Source organism: Streptomyces sp. NPDC088157 (assembly GCF_044741545.1).
GTDB lineage: Bacteria > Actinomycetota > Actinomycetes > Streptomycetales > Streptomycetaceae > Streptomyces.
In genome coordinates this window covers 39,168-60,758 of record NZ_JBIUSU010000014.1, presented here as the reverse complement: position 1 = coordinate 60,758, position 21,591 = coordinate 39,168, and the positions used below count along the sequence as shown (strand labels likewise).

The following is a 21,591-nucleotide window of genomic DNA, read 5'->3' as shown; positions in this document are numbered from 1 at the left end:
CTCGATCGAGTGAGTCAGGTTGACCAGAGGGAGCAGGAGGCGCACGTCGCCCCAGCACTCCGGCCGGCCGTTGGGAACACCGCTTGGACGAGGAAGGCAAGGACATGGGACGCCACCGACGCTCCGCCGCCGGCCGCGCCGCCACGGGCCGCGCCACGGGGGTCACACAGACGCACGGCTCGCACGCGGACAGTCACACTTCGCGGGACTCCTACGCGGACGACCGCCCCACGATGGGCATCGCGCCGTATCTGAACCCCGAGGCGTACGCCGACTCCGTCGCCAGAAGCCAGGATTACCTGTTCGCCACCGGCGACGGCGCCCACGCGGACACCGCGGTGTTCGCGGCGGACGACTTCCGGCCCGACGGCGGTGCGCTGCGGCCCGACTCGGCCCGGGCAGCCGCGGGCCGCCGCCGGAAGAGGAAGGTCGCCACGCCGGTCAAGACGGGTCTGCTGGGCGTCTCCGCGGCGGTCGCGATCGGCACCGTCGCGGTGGCCACGGGCGTGGTGCCCGGTCTCGACAGCTACCAGCTCGGCGGCGGCGGCTCGGCCGACAAGGTGCAGGCTGCCGGCTCCCCGACCAACTCGGCCTCCGAGCAGGGCGGCACGTCCGGCTCCGCGGAGACCGAACGCGGCGGTACGTCGACCAGCCGCGACGCGGGCCGGTCGACCTCGCCCGCCACTTCGCCGTCGACGTCACCCCCTTCTTCTCCTTCCGCCTCCGCCTCGTCGGCGGCGCCGACCGAGACGGCAACCGAGAAGCCGCAGGCCCCGCCTTCGAAGGAGCCGAAGACCACCCCGTCCAAGTCGAAGAAGACGGCCACCAAGGCGCCGGAGAAGTCCGAGTCCCCGGTGACGGTCCCGGCCGAGGCGCAGGCCGCGGCCGAGGTGCTGAAGCTGGTCAACGAGGAGCGCGCCAAGGTCGGCTGCAGTGCCGTCGCCGCGAACAGCGCGCTGTCGGACCTCGCCGAGAAGTTCAGCGACGACATGGCCGCGCGCGGTTTCTTCGACCACACCGATCCGAACGGGGCGACCCCGTGGGACCGCGCGGCGAAGGCCGGGATATCCGGCCTCGGCGGCGAGAACATAGCCCGCGGCCAGTCGGACGCGGCGGCGGTCATGGAAGCCTGGATGAACAGCCCCGGCCACAAGGCGAACATTTTGAACTGCGACTTCAAGACGCTGGGCGTCGGTGTCCACTTCGGCTCCGGCGGCCCCTGGTGGACGCAGGACTTCGGCTACTGAGGGCCGCAAAGGGATCGAACGGCGGGTGACGGACCCGCAGAAACGATCAAGCAGCCTGGGCCCGCCCGTCCAGGAAGACCTGCGCGGTCTCGGCGATCCGCCGGCCCAGGTGCTCCGCCGTCGCGACGTCGGCCTTGTGGACGGCCTCCGGACCCTCGTCGGCGTTGGTCTGCGCGGCCGCACCGAGGAAGAAGCCGAGGCGGTTGAGGTCGTTCTCGGAGCCGGTGCTGCTGTTCCAGCCGGGCAGCAGACCGAGATTGACCCAGTGCATGCCCAGCTGCGCGGCCAGGATCTGGAAGAACTGGAGCGTGTGCAGCTTGTCGCCGCTCTTGGACCCGGAGTTGGTGAACCCGGCGGCCAGCTTGTCCCTCCAGGCCTGAGTGGCCCAGCGTGCGGAGGTCGCCTCGGCGAAGGCGTGGAAGGCGCCGGACGCGGTCCCCATATAGGTCGGTGAACCGAACACGATCGCATCCGAGCCGTCGAGCAGCGTCCACTGCTCCTCGGTGATCTCGTCGACCTTGATCAGATGTGCCTCGGCGCCGGCATCGGCGGCCCCGGCGCGAACTGCCTCGGCGAGGACGGCGGTGTGGCCGTAGCCGGAGTGATAGGCGACGGAGACAACGGGGGCGGACATGCGTACTCCTCGGATGCGCAGCTCAAAAGCGGTAACCACAGGAAATCACTAACTTTTAGTTAGTGCAATCTGTCAGCTAGCGCTGCTTTCGCGTACGCTTGACTCATGGACATCACCCAGGAGCACGCGGAGGACCAGGACCTCCCGTTCGACGTGTTCGCCAGATCCTGCCCCTCGCGCGGCACGCTGGAGCACGTCACGGGCCGCTGGGGAGGGCTCACGCTCGGGGCGCTGTACGAAGGCCCGCTGCGCTTCAACGAACTGCGCCGCCGGGTCGACGGCGTGAGCGAGAAAATGCTGTCGCAGACGCTGCACGCGCTGGAGCGCGACGGCTTGGTGCACCGCGAGGCCCAGCCGACCAACCCGCCCCGCGTGGACTACGAACTGACCCCGCTGGGACGCGAGGTGGCCGAGCGACTGCTGTCCCTCATCCACTGCGTCGAGGGACGCATGGGTGACGTGCTGGCCGCCCGGGAACGCTACGACGGGATGCGCGGCACCTTCTGACACTTCGGACAGAAGTAGCTGGACCGGTTCATCCACGGGCGCCGGCGCATCGGCGTCGCACACCGCCTGCAGGGCAGGCCCTCGCGGCCGTAGGCGTCCAGCGACCGGTCGAAGTAGCCCGACTCGCCGTTGACGTTGACGTACAGGCTGTCGAAACTGGTGCCGCCCACGGCGAGGGCCGCGTTCATCACGTCCCTGACATGGCCCAGGAGTGCGAGCGTGCGCGGGCGCGTGAAGTTCCCGGTCGGACGGTCGTAGTGAAGGCGGGCGCGCCACAGCGCCTCGTCCGCGTAGATGTTGCCGACCCCGCTGATCAGCGACTGGTCGAGCAGGGCGCGCTTGATGGTGGTGCGTTTGCGCCGCAGGGCCTGATGGAACCCCTCGTCGTCGAACAGCGGGTCGAGGGGGTCACGGGCGATGTGCGCGATGACGTCCGGAAGGCCGTCGGGGGTGGTGTCGTGCAGCGACAACCCGCCGAAGGTTCGCTGGTCGACGAAGCGCAGTTCGGTGTTGACCTCGTCCGCGAAGCGCACCCGGACGCGCAGGTGCTTCTCGTCGGGGGCCTCGTGCGGCTGGACCAGCAGCTGACCGCTCATGCCGAGGTGGGCCAGGATCGCCTGGCGCGTGTCCGCCAGCGGCAGCCACAGATACTTGCCGCGACGGCTGGGCGTGCCGATGCGGTGGCCCTTGAGCCGGTGCGCGAAGTCGTCGGCGCCGGCCGGATGACGGCGTACGGCACGGGGGTGCAGCACCTCCGCGTCGGCGACGGTGCGCTGGGCGACCCATCGCTCCAGACCGCGCCGGACGACCTCGACCTCGGGCAACTCGGGCATGGGGTCTCCCGTACGGAGCGCCCGCCCCCCAGCGGGGGCGGGCGCTCGTCTCGTACCGCTGTCTACTGTTCCGCTGTTGGTCAGGCGGAGGCGGACTCGGTGGCCGGGCTGCCGTCGGCGGCCGGGACGGCCTCGGCCGCCTTGGCGCGCTCGTCCGCCGCGGCCCGGATGGACCGCCATGCGGACTCGGCGGCCTGCTGCTCCGCCTCCTTCTTGCTGCGGCCGGTGCCGGTGCCGTACGAGACGCCTCCGACGCGGGCAGCAGCAGTGAAGGTCTTCTCGTGGTCGGGGCCGGTCTCCGTGACCAGGTACTCGGGGACACCGAGGCCTTCGGTCGCGGTGAGCTCCTGGAGACTGGTCTTCCAGTCCAGGCCGGCACCGAGGTTCGAGGACTTCTCGATGAGCGGGTCGAACAGGCGGTGCACCAGTTCGGAGGCCGCGTCGAGGCCCTGATCGAGATAGACCGCGCCGATCACCGCTTCGAGGGTGTCGGCGAGGATGGACGCCTTGTCCCGGCCGCCCGTGCCCTCTTCACCCCGGCCGAGCCGGATGAAGGAACCCAGGTCGAGGCCACGGCCGACCTCCGCCAGCGCACGCGAGTTGACCACCGCGGCCCGCAACTTGGCCAGCTGGCCTTCGGGCAGGTCGGGGTGGGTGCGGTACAGCGTGTCCGTGACGACGAGGCCGAGCACGGAGTCCCCGAGGAACTCCAGCCGCTCGTTCGTCGGCAGGCCGCCGTTCTCGTATGCGAAGGAACGGTGGGTCAGCGCACGCACCAGAAGGGCGGACTCGAGCCGATAGCCGAGCCGCCCTTCCAGAAGCGTGTGGGACGAGGCCGTGTCCGCCTTGTTCTTGGCGGTCGTGTCCGCCTTGGCGTCAGACATGGAGCCTCTCACCAGCCGCTCAGACCTCGAGGACCTGGCGCTTGTTGTAGGTGCCGCAAGACGGGCACGCGATGTGCTGCAGCTTGGGCTCGTGGCAGCGCTCGCACGCAACCAGGGTGGGGACCGCAGCCTTCCACTGCGACCGGCGGTGGCGCGTGTTGCTGCGCGACATCTTCCGCTTCGGAACAGCCACGGCTACTTCTCCTGCTTCTCGTTGGCGCGCGCCGATCGAGGCGCTTCGCCACTCATCTCGTCCTTCTCGCCGTCTTCGAGTGAACCGGCGAGTCCCTGCAGTGCCGCCCAACGGATGTCGGTGGCGTCGTGGTGGTGGTCCGGGTCGTCCGTGAGCCGCGCTCCGCACTCGGAGCACAGACCCAGACAGTCGTCCTGGCACACCGGCTGCATCGGCAGTGCGAGCACCACCGCATCACGCAGCACGGGCTCGAGGTCGAACAAGCCGTCCTCGATGAAGAGCCTGTCCTCGTCTTCCTCGGCGTCGTCGACCGGCTCCGCTTTGGGGCGGCCCCGGTCGTCGGCGTCAGGGTACGAGAACATCTCCTGGAAGTCCGCTTCGAGCTCCAGCTCAAGCGGCTCCAGACACCTTACGCACTCCCCCTCGGCCTGTGCACGGGCGGTGCCCGTGACGAGCACCCCTTCCATGACCGACTCGAGTCGGAGCTCGAGCTCGACCGGGGCGCCTTCCGGCACTCCGATCACTCCCTGGATCCCGAGATCCCTGGGAGCGTCGATCTCACGGGTCAGGCGCTGCAGCGCACCGGGCCGCCGCCCCAGCTCGTGCGTGTCGAACACGAGAGGCTTGCGGTGGTCGAGGCGGGCGTTCAGGGCCATTCCTGCTTTCGATCTTCTGAGCTCGGGGGCACTGCCCCTTGGTGTTGCGGGCAGCTTTGATCACGGACGTACACGCGACCGAAGAGCCAGGATACTGGAGCTTTCGCCCACAGCCCAATCCGGTCCCCGCCCCGGCCTCCGCGGGCACGACGGGCGGGTTCCGCCGGCGGGTTCCGCGGCGGTTCTACAGCCCGCGTCCCTGCTCGTAGGCGCGCAGCTGCTCGGCACTGATCATGCCGGTGTCGAAGAGGCTGGTCTCGTCCAGGGCGTACCCCTGCTGAGCCTCCTGGGGCTGCTGGGGCTGCTGCACGGCCTGGTTCGGGTCGTAGGGGGCCTGCTGGGTGTCGTAGCCCTGGTATGCGTACGGGTCGGCCTGCTGCTGGTAGCCGTACGCGTCCTGTCCGCCGTAAGCCTGCTGCTGTTGCTGCTGATAGCCGCCATAGGGGTCCGGCTGCTGCTGGTAGCCGTACGCCGACTGCGGTTCCTGCTGGTCGTACGGCTGCTGGAGGGGCTGCGCGGCCGCGGCGTCCTGCTCCGCGAGGGCGGTCAGGTCGGCGAGGTAGTCGGCGTCGGAGGAGTGCTGGAACGTCGTGGCGTCGTCGGCGAGGGCGCCGAGGTCGTCCGAGGCGATGCGGCCGTGCAGCTTCTGGCGGCCGCGGCCGACCGCGTCCAGGGTCTTGGCGAGGACGGCCTCGAAGGCGCCCAGCTTGGTGTCCACGTAGGCGTCGGCGTCGCGGCGCAGGGTCTCGGGGTCGTGGCTGCGCTCGGGGGCGTCCTCGTCCTCGTAGCCGTTCTCGTCGATGCCGGGTCCGGTGCCGAGGAGCTTCTCGCGGCCGCGGCCGACCGAGCCGAGGGTCTTGGTGAGGACGACCTCGAAGTTCGCGAGCTTGGAGTCGACGTAGTCGTCGGCCTCCGCGCGCACCTCCTCGGCCTCCTTGCGGGCCTCGGCGAGGATGCGGTCCGCCTCGGACTGGGAGCGGCGCGCGATCTCGGTCCCGGAGATCAGGGAACCGCGTTCGGCGTGCGCGGTGGAGATGATCCGTTCGGCCTCCTGGCGAGCCTGCTCGACCATCTGCTCACGGCCGCCGATCAGCTCCTCGGCCTGGGCGAGGGAGTCGGGAAGGGCCGCGCGCACCTCTTCCAGCAGGGCGAGCAGATCCGCGCGGTTGACCACACACGAAGCCGACATCGGCATCGACCGGGCACTGGAGACCGCCGTGACGATCTCGTCGAGCTTCTTCTGCACGTCCACCGGTTGCTCGCCACTCTCTACAGCTGTGTTGGAGACGGACGGGACGACTGTACGGCCATGCGGTGTCCGCGGGACACCGGGTGACGGGCCGTCAGGAAGCCGGTCCGGGGGTCAGTCCTGGCGCAGCCGCTCGCCGAGTGCCGCCAGGACCAGCGGCGGCACCAGGTGGGAGACGTCGCCGCCCCAGGTGGCGACCTCCTTGACCAGGGAGGAGGAGAGGAAGCTGTACGTGGGGTTGGTGGGCACGAACAGCGTCTCGACGCCCGAGAGGCCGTTGTTCATCTGGGCCATCTGCAGCTCGTAGTCGAAGTCGCTGACCGCCCGCAGCCCCTTGACGATGGCCGGGATCTCGCGCTGCTTGCAGAAGTCGACGAGGAGGCCGTGGAAGGCCTCGACCCGGACGTTGCCGTACTCGGCGGTGACCTGGCGGATCAGGTCGATCCGCTCGTCGATCTCGAACAGGCCCTTCTTGGACTTGTTGATCATGACCGCGACATAGACCTCGTCGTACAGACGAGAGGCGCGGGAAATGATGTCGAGGTGTCCGTTGGTGATCGGGTCGAACGACCCGGGACAGACGGCACGGCGCACTTGTGGTCCCTCGCTCTCCAGTCCGGTCATCGTGCGTCTTCGCACGTAGAGGCGGCGCGACCGTACCAAAACGTTCCCTCGCCGTAGCGACGGGCCCGAAGTGCTTCGAAACCGTCCGGCCAGGGGAACTCCCCGCCTCTGGTGCTGCGCTCCACGGTGACGAGGGCATCGGCCGCGAGCCAGCCCCCCGAGCGGAGTGTGAGCAGGATCTCCCGAAGATCGTCGTTGGAGACGGCGTACGGGGGGTCGAGGAAGACGAGGTCGTACGGGGCTGCCGGCGATGTCTCGATGATCTGCCGGGCCTTGCCGGCCCTGACCTCGGCGCCGGGCAGGCCCAGGGTCTTCACGTTCTCCCGGATCGTGCGGGCCGCTCGCGCGTCGGCCTCGACGAGGAGGGTGTGGCCCGCGCCCCGCGAGAGGGCCTCCAGGCCCACGGCGCCGGAGCCCGCGTACAGGTCGAGGACGCGTTCGCCGTCGAGGGGGCCGCCCAGCAGGGACTGCCAGGTGGAGAAGAGGCCCTCGCGTGCGCGGTCGGAGGTGGGGCGGGTGCCGGTCCCTGGCGGGACGGCCAGGCGACGTCCACCGGCTGCGCCGGCGATCACGCGGGTCATCTCGGGGTCCTTGTTCGGGGGCGGGTACGGGTACCGGTCCAGTTTGGCAGGCGCGGATATGAGGGCGCTCTGTGGCGGGGGCCTGTGGACGGTCCATCGCGGCCGGGCTCTGCCCCTGGAGCGGCTGCCCGCCGGCGAGCCGCACGGTCCGGTGGCGGCAGGGCGCGGACAGCGCCGACGGGACGGGACGGCCGGGACGGGCAGGACGGGTGCGAACGGGGCGGGGCGGGTGCGGCCGGGGCGGTGCGAACGGGGCGGGGCGGGTGAGAACGGGGCGGGTGAGAACGGGGCGGGGCGGGTGAGAACGGGGCGGGTGAGAACGGGGCGGGTGAGAACGGGGCGGGACGGGACAGGGCAAGGCAGGTGTGGACGACGCAGGTGCGGCGCGGCGCGGACAGCGCGTCGGAGGGAGGGGGTCGGCAGCTGCTTTCCTCCGCGCCCGGGTCATCCCTTCAGCCCTTGTCCAGGTACTGCTCCCTCTCCTCGTCCAGGAGGGCGTCGAGGGCCGTGCGCAGGCCGGGCAGGGTTTTCAGTTCCGGGTCGGCGGCGACCAGGCGGGCCGCCTCCTCCCTCGCCTCCGCGATGACCTCCTCGTCCTCGATGACCGCGAGCACCCGCAGGCTGGAGCGGGCGCCGGACTGGGCCTGGCCCAGGACGTCGCCCTCTCGGCGCTGCTCGAGGTCGATGCGGGAGAGTTCGAAGCCGTCGAGAGTAGAGGCGACGGCGTTGAGCCGCTGGCGGGCCGCGCTCGCCTCCGGCATCTCGGAGACCAGGAGGCACAGGCCGGGTGCCGAGCCCCGGCCGACCCGGCCACGCAGCTGGTGCAGCTGGGAGACGCCGAAGCGGTCTGCGTCCATGATCACCATCGCGGTGGCGTTCGGCACGTTGACGCCGACCTCGATGACGGTCGTGGCGACCAGGACGTCGAGGTCGCCCGCGGCGAAGCGGCGCATGACGGCGTCCTTGTCGTCCGGGGGCATACGGCCGTGCAGGACCTCGACCCTGAGGCCGTGCAGCGGGCCCTTGGCGAGTTGGTCGGCGATGTCGAGGACGGCGAGCGGCGGCCGTTTCTCGGCCTCGTCCTCCGGCGACTTCTTCTTGGCCCGGCCGGCCTTCTTCTCCTCTTCCTCGTCGCCGATGCGGGGGCAGACGACGTACGCCTGATGGCCGTTCGCGACCTCCTCGCGGACCCGCTCCCAGGCGCGGGCCAGGAAGTGGGGCTTGTCGGCGGCCGGGACGACATGGCTGGCGATGGGCGAACGGCCGGCCGGGAGCTGGTCGAGGACGGATGTCTCCAGGTCGCCGAAGACGGTCATGGCGACGGTGCGCGGAATGGGCGTGGCCGTCATGACGAGCAGGTGCGGGGGCTGCTTGCCCTTGCCGCGCAGGGCGTCGCGCTGTTCCACGCCGAAGCGGTGCTGTTCGTCGACCACGACCAGCCCGAGGTCGTGGAATCGGACCTTGTCCTCGATCAGCGCGTGGGTGCCGATCACGATGCCGGCCTCCCCGGTGACCAGGTCGAGCAGTGCCTGCCGGCGGGCGGCCACGCCCATGGACCCCGTCAGCACCACGACCTTGGTGGCCTGGTCGGACCCGCCCAGCATCCCGCCCTGGGCCAGCTCGCCCATCATCTCGACGACGGAGCGGTGGTGCTGCTGGGCGAGGACCTCGGTGGGGGCGAGCATGGCGGCCTGTCCGCCGGCGTCGACCACGGCGAGCATGGCGCGCAGGGCCACCATGGTGTTGTGGGTGACGGTGAAGTTGTCGGTGACGTAGGCATGGCTGGGGTGGGCGACGCTGATGCACTGGACCTGCTTGCGTCCCACGTACTCGACCGCGTGGATCGCGCGGCGGACGCTGTCGTGCTCCGGCCCGGGCGGCGTGTGGCCGGTCCCGTGGGTCCCGCCGGGCGGGAAGTGTTCCTCCGGCAGGACCAGGGAGACGTGGAACAGGTCTCCCTCCGGCCGGATCCGCGCCCAGCCGCCCAGTGAGCGCACGATCCAGGCGAGGTCGTCCGCCGGCCTTCGTGACGGTGAGCGGAACGACGTGCGCGTGCCGTACGCGTCGACGGAGCCGTCGGCCCCGTCGCTGACGTGGGCCCCGTCGCTGACGTGGGCCCCGTCCGTGCCGTCGGCCCGGTCCGTGCCGTCGGCTTCCAGGAATCCCTGCAGCAGCGCGAGCCGGTTCTTGATCGACGTGTTCTTGAACTCGTCGGGTACGAAGGCGTCCGCACCGCCCTGACGGATGCCGCCGTCGCTCATGGTCGAGCCCGGCTCGCGCCGGGACGAGGCGTTGCGCAGTCCCCGGCCGAACAGGCGGGGATCCGAGGGCAGCGCCGAGTCGCCCCCGAGGTCCACGGGAGTGGGTGCCGGGAGGTACCACTTCGGGGATCCGTCCCCCTCGAGCCGGTCCAGGCGGATCTCGCGGGCGGTCATGACCTTGGGTGCTCGACCGTGCTGCCGGTCGGAGTCCGTGTGGACGATCCAGAGATGCTCGTCGTCGCACTCGACGGAGCTCCCGTCGGAGAGCGTCAGGCGCCAGACCTCCCGCTCTCCTTGCGGGAAGACGCCGTCGACAAGGGCGATCTCCCCGTCGGGGACGACGACTTCGTCCCCCACCGCCATGTCCCCCATCCGGCGGAAACCGGCGGGGGTGAGCACGAGGGAGTCGAGCGGCTGGGCCTTGCCCGATCCCACTTCTCCCTGGAGCAGCCGGTGCATCGGATGGTCCGTCGCCAGGTCGTCGAAGATCTCCTTGGAGACCTTCTGCTGGCCTTCGGTGAGGGTGAAGGGCAGGCGGGCGTCGAAGGAGGTGAGGAGGCCGTCGGGGGCGGGCACGCGGGGGACGGCCGGGAGTTGGGCGTCGGCGTGGCGGCGGCGGGCGAGGGCGACCTGGAGGACGAACGCCTCGTCCCACTTCAGGCGGGCGCGGGCGTCGGCGATGTCCGCCTTGGTGTGCGGGCGGTGGATCTTCAGGAGGGCCTCGGGGAGGGAGACGAGGCCGCGGCCGTCACGCAGGGAGTCGGGGAGGGGGTCCAGCACCTCCTGCGCGCTGGGCAGGACGGTCTGGATCGCCTTGCCGATCTTCCAGGACTCCAGTTTCGCGGTGGCGGGGTAGAGCGGGATGAGCGCGCCGGCCCAGGTCTCGACGGATTCGTCGGTGTCGGCCCGCAGCAGTTCGTAGGCCGGGTGGGCGAGTTGGAGGCGGCGGTTGAAGACCGAGACCTTGCCGGCGAACATCGCGCGCGTGCCGGGCAGGAGGTCCTTGTGGGGTTTGTGGACGCCGCTGCCGAAGAAGACCAACTGGAGCCGGCCGCTGCCGTCGGTGATGGTCACCTCCAGGCGCTGGCCCTTGCCTCGGGGGGCCTTGGCCGAGGCGAAACTGTGCAGGCGGGCGTCGGCGACCTGGGCGACCACGGTGACGTGCTCGTCCATGGGGAGGTCGGCGAGGTGGGTGAGCTGGCCGCGCTCCTCGTATCTGCGGGGGTAGTGGTGCAGGAGGTCGCCGACGGTGTGCAGGCCGAGGTGCTCGGCCATCACCTTCGCGGTGGCGGGGCCGAGCACTGACTTCAGTGGCTGTTCCAGTGGTTCTTTCAGCGCGGGCACGAGATCCATTGCACACCACGCCACTGACATTGCCGTATACGTGTCCCGAAACCCCTGGTCAGGCGGCTCGTTCCGGCTCTAGGATGGCGCGCTCCGGCCATCATCCGCGGTTACCGCCCCACCGGGACCGCCCGACCCCGCGCCGTGCTCCTCCCCCAGCCCGCGGCGCTGCAGCGATGGACTCCCAGACCTCACAGTCATCCCAGGCATCCCAGCCGCCTCACACGTTCCAGGTCGACCTGCGTGGTCTGGTGGACCTGCTGTCCCATCACCTCTATTCCAGTCCCAAGGTCTACCTGCGCGAACTGCTCCAGAACGCCGTGGACGCGATCACCGCCCGGCGGGCCGAGGAGCCCGACGCCCCGGCGCGGGTGCGGCTGTTCGCCGCGGACGGCCGGCTGCGGGTGGAGGACTCCGGCATCGGTCTCACCGAGGCGGACGTGCACAGCCTGCTGGCGACGATCGGGCGCAGTTCCAAGCGTGCCGAGGGGCTCCAGGACGTCCGTTCCGACTTCCTCGGGCAGTTCGGCATCGGACTGCTGGCCTGTTTCGTGGTGGCCGAACGGATCCGCGTGGTCAGCCGCAGCGCCCGTACCCCCGACGCGCCGCCGGTGGAGTGGACGGCGCGCGACGACGGCTCCTACACCGTGCGGACCCTGCCCCACGAGGAGCGCCCCGAGCCCGGGACCACCGTGCATCTGGTGGCGCGGGCCGGCGCCGGGGAGTGGCTCACGGAGCCGCGGGTGCTGACGCTGGCCCGGGACTTCGGGTCGCTGCTGCCTTACGACGTCCGGGTCGGCGACGAGGCGGTCACGGACCTGCCGGCGCCCTGGAACCGGTCCTACCCCTCCCCCGTCAACCAGCGGGTGGCGCTGGCCCGGCACTGTCACGAACTGTTCGGGTTCACGCCGTTGGACTCGGTCGAGCTGGACCTGCCGGTGGCCGGGGTGCACGGGGTGGCGTACGTGCTGCCGTCGGCGGTCAGCCCGGCGCAGCGTGGCGGTCACCGGGTGCACCTCAAGGGGATGCTGCTGACCGAGCGGGGCGAACAGCTGCTGCCCGACTGGGCGTTCTTCGTGCGCTGCGTCCTGGACACCGACAGTCTGCGGCCGACGGCCTCACGGGAGTCGCTGTACGAGGACGAGACGCTGGCGGCGGTACGGGAGGCGCTGGGGGAAAGGATCCGGTCGTGGCTGACGGGTCTGGCCGCCGGTGATCCACAGCGGCTGGCGGCCTTCCTGGAGGTGCATCACCTGGGCGTGAAGTCCCTGGCGCGGCACGACGAGGAGATGCTGCGCACGATGCTGCCGTGGCTGCCCTTCGAGACGACCGACGGGCGGCTGTCGCTGGAGGAGTTCGCGCAGCGGCACCCGGTGGTGCACTTCACGCGGACGGTGGAGGAGTACCGCCAGGTCGCGCCGATCGCGTCCGCGCAGGGCATCGGGGTCGTCAACGGGGGTTACACGTACGACAGCGAGCTGGTCGAGGCGTTGCCCTCGGTGCGGCCGGGGACCGTGGTCGCCGAGCTGGACGCGGACACCGTGACCGCCCACCTGGACGCCGTCGCCCCGGCCGACGAGCTGGCGCTCGCGGGCTTCCTGGCGGCCGCGCGGGCGACGCTCGAGCCGCTGGGCTGTGACGTCGTCCTGCGGGCCTTTCATCCGTTGTCGGTGCCCGCGCTGCATCTCGACGACCGGGGGGCCCGGCACGAGCAGGCACGCGCGCAGGCCGAGGCGCAGGCCGACGACCTGTGGGCGGGCATTCTGGGTTCGCTGCGCGGAAGCGCCCCACGCGCGCGTCTGGTGCTGAACCATCTCAACCCGCTGATACGGCGGATCAGTTCGTTGAACGATCCCGAGCTGATCGGCACCGCCACGGAGTCGCTGTACGGGCAGGCGCTGCTGATGGCGCAGCGTCCGCTGCGGCCCGCGGACTCGGCGCTGCTGAACCGGGCGTTCATCGGCCTTCTGGAATGGGCCACGCACGGGGAGTCGGCGCACGGCGAGCCGACAGAGGAACAGGGCGGTCACTGATGAGTGGGATCACGGACTTCGACTCACTCCGCCGGGCGATGGCGGAGAACGGCGAGCAGCCGGAGGGCCCGGCCCGCAACGCGCGCGCGGAGCAGCTCCTGGTGGAGGCCGAGAGGCTCGGTGTCCCGCTCGCCGTGATCGAGGCGCTCGGACACCAGCTGAAGGTCTACAACTACAGCTCCGAGAAGGCGAAGATGTTCGTCCCGTTCGCGCGGCTGCTGCGCCTGTGGGACGAGCGGCCCGAGGACTTCGACGAGTACGAGACGCACTCGCTGCACTGGGTCTTCAAGTGGGTGTCGGCCGGGATGCTCGACCAGCCGCACGTGCCGCTGGCGTCGGTGGAGAAGTGGCTCGGAGAGATGGAGCACCGCTACCGGCTGGCCGGGCACTCCGCTCGGGCGGTGCGCAGCGCCGAGTTCAGCGTGGCCGCGCACGTGGGCGATGTGGAGCGGGCCGAGCGGGCGTTCACCGCCTGGCTGGCCGCGGACCGGGACACCATGGCCGACTGCCACGCGTGCGAGTTGCACGGGCAGGGCTGGTGGCGCGCGGAGCGGGGCCGGGACGCGGAGGCGCTGGAGCTGTGGGCGCCGGTCCTGGAGGGCGAGTACACGTGCGCGCACGAGCCGCACACCGTGCTCGCGTCGTCCCTGCTGCCGCTGCTGCGGCTGAGCCGCGTGGAGGAGGCCCGCGCCCACCATCTGCGAGGCTTTCGGCTGGTGCGGTCCATGGAGAGCATGCGGGGCGCCTACGCCGACCATGTCGAGTTCTGCGCGCTGACCGGGAACGAGGCGCGGGGCCTGGAGCTGCTCGCGGAGCGGCCGGCGTACTTCACGGACGACGGGCACCCGCAGAGCAGGCTGGAGTTCCTGAGCGTGGTGGTACTGCTCCTGGAGCGCCTGTCCGAGCTCGGTCTGGCCGGGCAGCGGGTGCCCGGGCCGGCCGGCCGGGAGTGGACGGCCGGGGAACTCGCAGCGCACGCGCGCGCGGAGGCACTCGCGCTGGCCGCACGCTTCGACGAACGCAACGGCACGTCGTACGTCAGCGAGCGGGCACGCGCGCGTATGGCACAACAACCCCTGGTGGAGCGGCTGCCCCTGGGTGTACGGACGGCTCGCCCCGCTTCCGCCGCGGCCGCGGCGGCGCCCGCGGCTCCGGCTCCGGTCCCGGGGTCCGGTGAACCGGACCTGTCGGTCCTGATCGCCGAGGCCCGGCAGCTGTCCGACACCCTCCAGCCGCATGCCGTCGAGGCGTGGGCACGCGTGGCACGGCTGGCCGAAGGGGCGGAGGGCGTCGAACTGGAGGCGCGTGACCGTGCGGAGATCGCCGACCACGAGGCGATCGGCCTCGGCCCCGAGGGCGCCGAAACGTTCGAGCAGGCCGCCGAGCTGTACGCGCTGGCGGGCGACCCCGGAGAGGCTCTCGCCGCACGCGCGCGTGCGGCGTACATCCGTGCGCTGGCAGGCGAGGTGGACGAGGCGCTCGCGGCGGTCGCCGACCCGTACGACCGGGTTCTCGCGCTGTACGCCGAGGGCGGCACGGAGGTGCCGCAGGCGGCGGGCGTGCTGATGGGACGCGCGCGGATCCTGATGCGGCGCGTCCACGAGGCCGAGGAAGCCGTGGAGGAGTCGGTTCTGGCGGAGGCGGAGGCTGCCGTCCGGGAGCTGCTGGCCCTCGTGGAGGGGCGGGCGGGGAACGACGTACGGCTCACCGCCCGGGTCGCCGAGGGGCACGCGATGCTGGCCGAGCTGGCGACGCACTCCGGGAACCCGGAGGCGGGCGCGGAGCTGTTCGCGCGGGCCGCGGCGGAGTTCGTCGAGACGGGGCTGCCGTGGTTCGCCGTGGAGTACGAGGCCCGGCTGGCCGGCCTCGCCCATCAGCTGGGCGACATGCGGGAGGCGGAGCGGGCCCTGCGGGCGGCCCTGGAGCACGGCGGGCCGTACCTGGAGGCCGTCGGGCGGGCGCAGCTGCACCTCCAGCTCGCCGAGGTCGTCGGGGGCCGTGGACAGGCCGACGAGGCCGCGGAGCACGCCCTGGAGGCCGCGCACTGGGCGGACGAGGCGGGCGCGGGCCCCACCTTCGGCGCGTGGGCGCGGCACCAGCTCGGCGGGTTCCTGGTGCGCCTGGGCCGCTGGGCCGAGGCCGCCGAGGTGCTGGAGTCCGCGCTGGCGGACCTGACCGCCGAGACGCACGGCGACGGCGCGGTCGTGCAGACGCAGTGGTGGCTGGGTGACTGTCTGAGCGAGCTCGGGGAACACCGGGACGCCGCCGAACGCCGGCTCCAGGCCGCCGAGATCGCCCGGCACTGGCCCGAGCAGCACGACCACGCGACCCTCGCCCACCTGGCCGCCGAATCGCTAGGCCAGGCAGGCCTGCATACCGAGGCGGACCAGGCCTACGCGCGCGCGGGGGAGCTGTGGCGCGGCCTCGGCAACGTCCACGGTCTCGTCCGGTCCCTGCGCGCCCGCGCGTGGCTGGCGTTGCGCACGGAGGACGACGGGACGGGCGCGGCCCGCGACTTGATGGCGAGTGCCGTGGAGGAGTGCGCGGACGCGTTCGGCGCGGCGGACGACGACGAGGCGCGCCTGCGGCTCGTCGCCGAACTCGGCCACACGCACCGCCAGTTCGGGGACCTGCTCGCCCGTTCCGCCGCCGAGGACGCGGACGACGACTCGATCCGGGCCACCCTGGACGAGGCGCTCTCCCAGATGGCCGAGGCCGTCGCGGTGTTCGTCGCCCTGGGCGAGGACGCCCTGGACGCCCGGACCGGCGCGGAGCTGGCCGCCGGCTGGCTGGAGACCGACCTGGGACGTCCCGTGGAGGCGGCGGCACGCGCGCGTGCGGTGCTGAGGGCTTACGCCGATGCCGGCCACGACGACGATCCCGACGCCGTCGGCGGCGAGCAGGGGGAGGACGACACGGTGGAGGCGCGGCGGGCCGAGGCGGAGCAGCTGTTGCAGGCGACGAAGGAACAGAAGGATCGTTGAACGATCCCCGGAGGTAAGGCCGGAGCAAAGGGGCGGCGCTTGGCGTGCGGTGCGGTGCGGTGCCGTGCCGTGCCGTGCCGTGCCGTGCCGTGCCGTGCGCAAGGATTGTTGAACAATCCCTCTGCCCCCGAATTGCCCCCGAACCCCTCCCCCTCTTCCGCTACTCCACCCCGATCAACAGCAACGCACCCTGCCGTCCCCCCCGGTACACCACCGTGTCCACGGCGAGGTACGCCTCCCGCACCCGCGACTCCAGGTGCTCGGCGACGCCCTCCGGGGCCTCGTCGCCGAGCACCAGGGTGACGAGTTCGCCGCCCGCCGCGAGCATGCGGTTCAGGACGGTCTCGGCGGCGGCGGTGACATCGGAGCCGATGACGGCCACGTCGCCGTCGATCAGTCCGAGGACGTCACCGGCCTGGCAGATGCCGGCCATGGTCCACGACTGGCGTTCGGCGACGGTGACCTCGGCGTACCGGGTGGCACCGGCCGCCGAGGTCATGGAGACGACGTCCTCGTCGAAACGGCGGTCCGGCTCGTGCACGGCCAGCGCCGCGATCCCCTGGACCGCGGAGCGGGTGGGGATCAGGGCCACCCGGATGCCCTCCGTACGGGCCTGCTCGGCGGCCGCGGCGGCGGTGTGCCGCAGGTCGGCGTCGTTGGGCAGCAGCACGACCTCGCGCGCGTGGGCCCGTCGCACGGCCTCGACGAGCTCCCCGCTGGCGGGCGGCTCCCCGGGACGCGCGAGCACGGTGGTCGCTCCCGCCTCGGTGTACAGCCCGGCCAGGCCCTCGCCGGGCACCACGGCGACGACCGCCCGCTGGACGCGCTCGCGCGGCGGACGCTCACCACCGCGCGTGTGCGCGTCGTCGACGCCGAAGTGGGTGATGCGGATCCGGTACGGCCGGCCCGCCTCGACGCCCGCCTCGACGGCGGCGCCCGCGTCGTCCACGTGCACGTGCACGTTCCACAGGCCGTCGCCGCCGACCACGACGAGCGAGTCGCCCAGGGCGTCCAGCCGCCGACGCAGCCGCACCACCGCCGTGTCCTCGGCCTCCAGGAGGTAGATCACCTCGAAGGCGGGGCCACCTTCGCCGTCCGGCCCGTCGGCGCAGTCCTCCACGGGCGCGGGATCCACCACCCGAGCGGGTTCCACGCGCGCGTGGGCTGCGGGCACGGCACCGGAGAGCCCCGGCACCTCCCCCGTGAACGTCCCCACCAGAGCCGCCAGGACCGCGACCAGCCCCCGGCCGCCCGCGTCCACCACTCCGGCGTGCTCCAGGACCGCCAGCTGGCCCGGGGTCGCGGCCAGCGCCACGCACGCCCCCTGGTAGGCCGCCCGGGCGACCGTCCCGCAGTCCCCTTCCGCCTCCTCCGCCGCGTCGGCGGCGGCCGAGGCGACCGACAGCACGGTGCCCTCGACGGGATGGGCGACGGCCTGGCGGGCGGAGTCGGCCGCGTGCCGCAGGGCCAGGCGCAGCCCGTCTCCGTCGGCGTGAGGGGTCTCGCCCCCGGCGGCGAGCACCTGGGCCATACCGCGCAGCAGTTGCGCGAGGATCGTCCCCGAGTTCCCGCGCGCCCCTATGAGCGCGCCGTGCGCCATCGCGCGCGCGGCGTCGGCGAGGGAGGGCTTCCCGGCGGGCACGGAAGCGGCACCGGAACCGGCCTCGTACCCGGCGAACACCGCCTCGACGGCGGTCGCCGCCGACTCGGCGGTCAGGTACAGGTTGGTGCCGGTGTCCCCGTCCGCGACCGGGTAGACGTTGATCGCGTCGATCTCCTCGCGCGCCCGCCCCAGCGCCGCGAGGGTGAGGCCGCACCAGGTGCGCACCGCGAGAGCATCGAAGAATGTCTGCGGCACCTGCGCCACCTGCGCCTCCTTGAGCTGCTGGACTGGACGCAGCGTAGACCCCGGGCCGGTGTCCGCCGGAAAGCGGGCCGGACCGGAGCGGACGGGGGCCGACCGGGGCGGGGGGCCGGGCCCCTGAGCAGCCATGGTAGTTTCGTTGTACTGGCGCAGTCGTTGTATGCTGCTCCGGTTGCCCGATCCGCATCGGGCCATCCCCCTGGCACCGCCACTCAGATCCTAGATCCTGATCCCGGCATGCCGGGATCATCCGTAAGTGCATCTGAAGTCTTTGGAGTGACCCGTGGCTGCCAACTGCGACGTCTGTGGCAAGGGGCCGAGCTTCGGCAACAACATCTCGCACTCGCACCGCCGTACGTCCCGTCGCTGGAACCCCAACATCCAGCGCGTCCGTACCGTGGTCGGCGGGACGCCGAAGCGCGTGAACGCTTGCACCTCGTGCATCAAGGCCGGCAAGGTCTCGCGCTGACGCACATCCCCCCACTCTCGACTTCGCTCGAGCCGGGGGGACCCCCATCGCGCGCGGCCACTGCTGGTTCGCTGCATAGAGCCGGTCCACCTCGGTGGGCCGGCTTTCTGCTGTGCCCGAGCTGCCGGCCCCTGACGGCCTCCGGGCAACACGGCTTCGCCATCCTGGGCCGTGCGGACCCGGGCGGCCTGCCGTACCCGGAAACGGCCGACCGTCCCGAGGCGGCCGGCAGCCCCGGGACAGTCCGTGGCCCCGGGACAGTCGGCAGCCCCGAGGCGGCCGAGGGCCGCTACCGCATGCTGGAGACGATTCGCGTGTTCGTCGCCGGGAAGCGCGCCGGTGAGCCGGCCCTGCGGGACGCGCACGCTGGGTACTTCCTGGGACCGACGGAGCGGGCTGAACCGTATCCGCCAGGCGGGGGCCAGGGCACACGCCCGACGGCAGGCCTCTTCAAGCGGCTCACCGAGAAGGCGGCGACGGGCATCAAGCTCAGGCCGTACCCCGGGTGAGGTCCCACCCGTGGTCCACGGGGCCGATGCCGGCGCCGAGTGCGAACCCGGCGGCGATCGCCCCGGTGACGTAGCTCTTCGCCGCCGCCACCGCCTCCGGCACGGAACTCCCCTTGGCCAGCTGTGCCGCGATCGCGGAGGCGAGGGTGCAGCCCGTGCCGTGCGTGTGCCGGTTGTCGTACCTCGGCGCCCGCAGCCAGTGCTCCTCGCGGCCGTCCGTCAGCAAGTCCACGGCGGCACCGGGGAGATGGCCGCCCTTGATGAGCGCCCACCGCGGTCCGTAGGCCAGCACGGCGGCCGCCGCGTCCCGTAGCTGTTCCTCCGACTCGACCCGCAGGCCGGTCAGTTGGGCCACCTCGTCGAGGTTCGGGGTGGCGACGGTGGCGACCGGCAGCAGTCTCGTCCGCACGGAGTCCAAGGCGGAGGCGGCCAGCAGCGGGTCCCCGTGCTTGGAGACCCCGACCGGGTCGACGACGACGGGAGCGCCGGTGCCGGCGAGCAACTCGGCGACCGTCTCGACGAGTTCGGCGGAGGCGAGCATGCCCGTCTTGACCGCCTGGACGCCGATGTCGTCGACGACGCTGCGGTACTGGGCCCGGACCGCCTCCACCGGGAGCTCCCAAGCCCCCTGCACCCCTTGTGAGTTCTGCGCGGTGACCGCCGTGATCACGCTCATGCCGTGCACGCCGAGCGCGAGCATCGTCTTCAGGTCGGCCTGGATCCCGGCCCCGCCACCGGAGTCGGAACCGGCGACCGTGAGCACCCGGGGCGGGGTCCTGAGCGCGCTCACGACTCCATGTCCCCGAAGTGGTCCCAGCCGCCCTTGCTGGTCCAGGGCGCCCCGTCGACCGTCACCTGGGGCAGGGCGGACGGGTTGAGGACCTCGCCGATCACCTTCCAGCGGGCGGGCAGTTTCACGTCCGGCGGGAAGGTCGCCACGATCGCGTGGTCCTCTCCCCCCGTGAGCACCCACTGGATGGGGTCGACGCCTACGGCCTGCCCGATGTCGTTCATCTGGGTCGGGATGTCGATGGCGCCGGAGCGGATGTCGATGCGGACCTTGCTGGCCTCGGCGATGTGCCCGAGGTCGGCGATGAGCCCGTCGCTGACGTCGCACATCGCCGTCGCGCCGAGCCTGGCGGCCGCCGGACCCGCGTGGTACGGCGGCTCGGGGCGGCGGTGGGCCTCGACGAAGGCGCGGGGCGAGCGGAAGCCGCGGGAGAGGACCGCGTATCCGGCGGCGGACCAGCCCAGCCAGCCGGTCACCGCGACGAGGTCACCGGGCTGGGCGCCGCCCCGGGTGACCGGCTCCTGGTTGCGCAGGTCGCCGAGCGCGGTGATCGACACCATGATCGTGTCCCCCCGTACGACGTCGCCGCCGACCACGGAGGCACCGGCGACCTGGCACTCGTCGCGCAGGCCGTCCATCATCTCGGACGGCCAGGTCACCGGTAGTTCGGCGGGTACGACGAGGCCGAGCAGCAGGGCCGTCGGCACCGCGCCCATGGCGGCGATGTCGGCGAGGTTCTGCGCGGCGGCCTTGCGGCCGACGTCGTAGGCCGTGGACCAGTCGCGCCGGAAGTGCCGGCCCTCCAGCAGGATGTCGGTGCTGGCCACGACCCGGCGGTCGGGCGCGGCGACCACCGCGGCGTCGTCGCCGGGGCCGACCCGGACCGCGGGGGTGGTGGTGAGACGGGAGGTGAGCTCCCTGATGAGCCCGAACTCCCCGAGCTCACCAACAGTGCCCTTCATTGCCCTTTCGCCCCTTCTGTACCTGTCTGTGCCCGGTCGCGCGTAACCAGTGTCCTCGATACGGTCGAGTCAGCCGTCAACTTCTGTCGGGCTCGCACCCCGGCGCGCGAGCCGTGGTTCCCGCAGGTCTCCCCGCGGCGAGCGGCGACGCGATACCGTGGCGTTCCTTTTCCCCACATGATCCTCGTGGCCGCCCTGGAGGTTCCGTGGTACAGGCGTACATCCTGATCCAGACGGAGGTCGGCAAAGCGTCGACCGTCGCCGAGGAGATCGGCAAAATCCCTGGCGTCGTCCAGGCCGAGGACGTGACGGGACCCTATGACGTGATCGTGCGGGCCCAGGCCGACACGGTGGACGACCTCGGCCGCATGGTGGTCGCCAAGGTCCAGCAGGTGGACGGGATCACCCGCACCCTGACCTGCCCGGTCGTGCATCTGTAGCCCCCGTCTAACCTTGGCCGGTGAACCTTTTCCGTCACCGGCCCGTCGGCCTGCCCACGCTCGCCCTCCTGCTCGCTGCGGTGGGCTGCTCCTCAGCAGACGGTGACACGTCGGCGGCGGTTCCCAGCCCTGCGGCATCGGTCACGAAGCTGTGCCGAAACCTGGACGAGGCGCTGCCGTCGACCGTGGACGACCTGGGCCGCCGGGATCCCTCACCCGCGTCCGCGCTGACCTCGGGCTGGGGGAACCCGGCGATCATACTGCGCTGTGGTGTCGAACGACCCGAGAAGATGAGCGACCCCGAGGCCGACGGGGTCGAGGTGGACGGGGTGGGCTGGCTGCTGGAGAAGCGGGACGACGACTCGTTCCGCTTCACCACCACCCTGCGCAGGGCGTATGTGGAGGTGACGATCCCGAAGGACCGCACGGCGGACGGCATGGCGCCGCTCGTCGACCTGGCCGCCCCCGTCAAGAAGGCGATCCCCGAGGGGATCGCCGACTAGCCACGGGACAGCCCTTGGGACGGG

Annotated in this window: 20 protein-coding genes; 8 read left to right on the top strand and 12 right to left on the bottom strand. The window is 71.9% G+C overall.

The window, feature by feature from the left end; translation table 11 throughout:
• Positions 1-104: 104 nt before the first annotated feature.
• The gene (locus ACIPFH_RS39815) at positions 105-1,247 is read left to right on the top strand and encodes a CAP domain-containing protein (protein WP_401834406.1); all 1,143 of its coding nucleotides are present in this window, start codon (positions 105-107) and stop codon (positions 1,245-1,247) included.
• 46 nt (positions 1,248-1,293) lie between these two features.
• Here ACIPFH_RS39815 and ACIPFH_RS39810 read toward each other — a convergent pair whose 3' ends face one another.
• On the bottom strand, positions 1,294-1,881 hold the full coding sequence (locus ACIPFH_RS39810; RefSeq protein ID WP_401834404.1) for a flavodoxin family protein: 588 nt from the start codon (positions 1,879-1,881) through the stop codon (positions 1,294-1,296).
• Positions 1,882-1,986: 105 nt separating this feature from the next.
• Between ACIPFH_RS39810 and ACIPFH_RS39805 the strand changes: the two genes are divergently transcribed.
• A complete protein-coding gene (locus tag ACIPFH_RS39805) occupies positions 1,987-2,388 on the top strand; it encodes a winged helix-turn-helix transcriptional regulator (protein ID WP_401834402.1) in 402 nt (133 codons plus the stop codon).
• On the opposite strand, the gene mutM is transcribed toward ACIPFH_RS39805, so the two are convergent.
• The 8 genes from mutM to ACIPFH_RS39765 form a co-directional block, all read right to left on the bottom strand.
• On the bottom strand, positions 2,361-3,221 hold the full coding sequence (gene mutM, locus ACIPFH_RS39800) for a bifunctional DNA-formamidopyrimidine glycosylase/DNA-(apurinic or apyrimidinic site) lyase (protein WP_401834399.1): 861 nt from the start codon (positions 3,219-3,221) through the stop codon (positions 2,361-2,363). The genes ACIPFH_RS39805 and mutM overlap by 28 nt on opposite strands.
• An 80-nt stretch (positions 3,222-3,301) precedes the next feature.
• Positions 3,302-4,105: a ribonuclease III gene (gene rnc, locus ACIPFH_RS39795; RefSeq protein WP_401834397.1), complete on the bottom strand. Its 804-nt coding sequence runs from the start codon at positions 4,103-4,105 to the stop codon at positions 3,302-3,304.
• A gap of 19 nt (positions 4,106-4,124) precedes the next feature.
• Positions 4,125-4,298, bottom strand: coding sequence for a 50S ribosomal protein L32 (gene rpmF / locus ACIPFH_RS39790; RefSeq protein WP_007493396.1), 174 nt, complete (start codon positions 4,296-4,298; stop codon positions 4,125-4,127).
• A gap of 2 nt (positions 4,299-4,300) precedes the next feature.
• Complete coding sequence (locus ACIPFH_RS39785; protein WP_401834394.1) at positions 4,301-4,954, bottom strand: YceD family protein; 654 nt, start codon at positions 4,952-4,954, stop codon at positions 4,301-4,303.
• 184 nt (positions 4,955-5,138) lie between these two features.
• Positions 5,139-6,206, bottom strand: a complete 1,068-nt coding sequence (locus ACIPFH_RS39780) for an ATP synthase F0 subunit B (RefSeq protein ID WP_401834391.1) — start codon at positions 6,204-6,206, stop codon at positions 5,139-5,141.
• Positions 6,207-6,317: 111 nt separating this feature from the next.
• Positions 6,318-6,797: a pantetheine-phosphate adenylyltransferase gene (coaD, locus tag ACIPFH_RS39775; RefSeq protein ID WP_401834548.1), complete on the bottom strand. Its 480-nt coding sequence runs from the start codon at positions 6,795-6,797 to the stop codon at positions 6,318-6,320.
• 26 nt (positions 6,798-6,823) lie between these two features.
• The gene (gene rsmD / locus ACIPFH_RS39770) at positions 6,824-7,408 is read right to left on the bottom strand and encodes a 16S rRNA (guanine(966)-N(2))-methyltransferase RsmD (protein ID WP_401834389.1); all 585 of its coding nucleotides are present in this window, start codon (positions 7,406-7,408) and stop codon (positions 6,824-6,826) included.
• A gap of 452 nt (positions 7,409-7,860) precedes the next feature.
• Entirely contained in the window at positions 7,861-11,022 is a 3,162-nt protein-coding gene (locus tag ACIPFH_RS39765) for a helicase-related protein (protein WP_401834387.1), read from the bottom strand.
• Between the two features lie 167 nt (positions 11,023-11,189).
• Between ACIPFH_RS39765 and ACIPFH_RS39760 the strand changes: the two genes are divergently transcribed.
• Both ACIPFH_RS39760 and ACIPFH_RS39755 read left to right on the top strand, forming a co-directional pair.
• Positions 11,190-13,046 (top strand): HSP90 family protein, encoded by a 1,857-nt coding sequence (locus ACIPFH_RS39760; RefSeq protein WP_401834384.1) that lies wholly within the window; start codon positions 11,190-11,192, stop codon positions 13,044-13,046.
• Entirely contained in the window at positions 13,046-16,030 is a 2,985-nt protein-coding gene (locus ACIPFH_RS39755; protein WP_401834381.1) for a tetratricopeptide repeat protein, read from the top strand. The genes ACIPFH_RS39760 and ACIPFH_RS39755 overlap by 1 nt, the downstream gene beginning before the upstream one ends.
• 160 nt (positions 16,031-16,190) lie before the next feature.
• Here the strand turns inward: ACIPFH_RS39755 and ACIPFH_RS39750 are convergent, their stop codons facing one another.
• A complete protein-coding gene (locus ACIPFH_RS39750) occupies positions 16,191-17,897 on the bottom strand; it encodes a DAK2 domain-containing protein (RefSeq protein ID WP_401834379.1) in 1,707 nt (568 codons plus the stop codon).
• Positions 17,898-18,177: 280 nt separating this feature from the next.
• On the opposite strand from ACIPFH_RS39750, the gene rpmB reads away from it, so the two are divergent.
• Both rpmB and ACIPFH_RS39740 read left to right on the top strand, forming a co-directional pair.
• Positions 18,178-18,363, top strand: coding sequence for a 50S ribosomal protein L28 (gene rpmB / locus ACIPFH_RS39745; protein WP_013000438.1), 186 nt, complete (start codon positions 18,178-18,180; stop codon positions 18,361-18,363).
• A gap of 296 nt (positions 18,364-18,659) precedes the next feature.
• Positions 18,660-18,872: a hypothetical protein gene (locus ACIPFH_RS39740; RefSeq protein WP_401834377.1), complete on the top strand. Its 213-nt coding sequence runs from the start codon at positions 18,660-18,662 to the stop codon at positions 18,870-18,872.
• Here the strand turns inward: ACIPFH_RS39740 and thiD are convergent.
• On the bottom strand, positions 18,853-19,662 hold the full coding sequence (gene thiD / locus ACIPFH_RS39735) for a bifunctional hydroxymethylpyrimidine kinase/phosphomethylpyrimidine kinase (protein WP_356254668.1): 810 nt from the start codon (positions 19,660-19,662) through the stop codon (positions 18,853-18,855). The genes ACIPFH_RS39740 and thiD overlap by 20 nt on opposite strands.
• A complete protein-coding gene (locus ACIPFH_RS39730; RefSeq protein WP_356254665.1) occupies positions 19,659-20,624 on the bottom strand; it encodes a thiamine-phosphate kinase in 966 nt (321 codons plus the stop codon). The genes thiD and ACIPFH_RS39730 overlap by 4 nt, the downstream gene beginning before the upstream one ends.
• A 206-nt stretch (positions 20,625-20,830) precedes the next feature.
• On the opposite strand from ACIPFH_RS39730, the gene ACIPFH_RS39725 reads away from it, so the two are divergent.
• Both ACIPFH_RS39725 and ACIPFH_RS39720 read left to right on the top strand, forming a co-directional pair.
• Positions 20,831-21,064 carry an Lrp/AsnC family transcriptional regulator gene (locus ACIPFH_RS39725; protein ID WP_020128743.1) on the top strand — a complete coding sequence of 78 codons (234 nt, stop codon included), beginning with the start codon at positions 20,831-20,833 and terminating at the stop codon, positions 21,062-21,064.
• A 20-nt stretch (positions 21,065-21,084) separates the two neighbouring features.
• A complete protein-coding gene (locus ACIPFH_RS39720; protein ID WP_401834375.1) occupies positions 21,085-21,567 on the top strand; it encodes a DUF3515 domain-containing protein in 483 nt (160 codons plus the stop codon).
• Positions 21,568-21,591: the final 24 nt, after the last annotated feature.

Bases quoted from the DNA above. Each gene is read 5' to 3' on its own strand.
- ACIPFH_RS39755 (WP_401834381.1), top strand. From the start codon at position 13,046: ATGAGTGGGATCACGGACTTCGACTCACTCCGCCGGGCGATGGCGGAG.
- ACIPFH_RS39805 (WP_401834402.1), top strand. From the start codon at position 1,987: ATGGACATCACCCAGGAGCACGCGGAGGACCAGGACCTCCCGTTCGAC.
- ACIPFH_RS39730 (WP_356254665.1), bottom strand. From the start codon at position 20,624: ATGAAGGGCACTGTTGGTGAGCTCGGGGAGTTCGGGCTCATCAGGGAG.
- ACIPFH_RS39765 (WP_401834387.1), bottom strand. From the start codon at position 11,022: ATGGATCTCGTGCCCGCGCTGAAAGAACCACTGGAACAGCCACTGAAG.
- ACIPFH_RS39810 (WP_401834404.1), bottom strand. From the start codon at position 1,881: ATGTCCGCCCCCGTTGTCTCCGTCGCCTATCACTCCGGCTACGGCCAC.
- rsmD (WP_401834389.1), bottom strand. From the start codon at position 7,408: ATGACCCGCGTGATCGCCGGCGCAGCCGGTGGACGTCGCCTGGCCGTC.
- mutM (WP_401834399.1), bottom strand. From the start codon at position 3,221: ATGCCCGAGTTGCCCGAGGTCGAGGTCGTCCGGCGCGGTCTGGAGCGA.
- ACIPFH_RS39785 (WP_401834394.1), bottom strand. From the start codon at position 4,954: ATGGCCCTGAACGCCCGCCTCGACCACCGCAAGCCTCTCGTGTTCGAC.
- ACIPFH_RS39815 (WP_401834406.1), top strand. From the start codon at position 105: ATGGGACGCCACCGACGCTCCGCCGCCGGCCGCGCCGCCACGGGCCGC.
- rnc (WP_401834397.1), bottom strand. From the start codon at position 4,105: ATGTCTGACGCCAAGGCGGACACGACCGCCAAGAACAAGGCGGACACG.
- ACIPFH_RS39740 (WP_401834377.1), top strand. From the start codon at position 18,660: ATGCTGGAGACGATTCGCGTGTTCGTCGCCGGGAAGCGCGCCGGTGAG.
- ACIPFH_RS39760 (WP_401834384.1), top strand. From the start codon at position 11,190: ATGGACTCCCAGACCTCACAGTCATCCCAGGCATCCCAGCCGCCTCAC.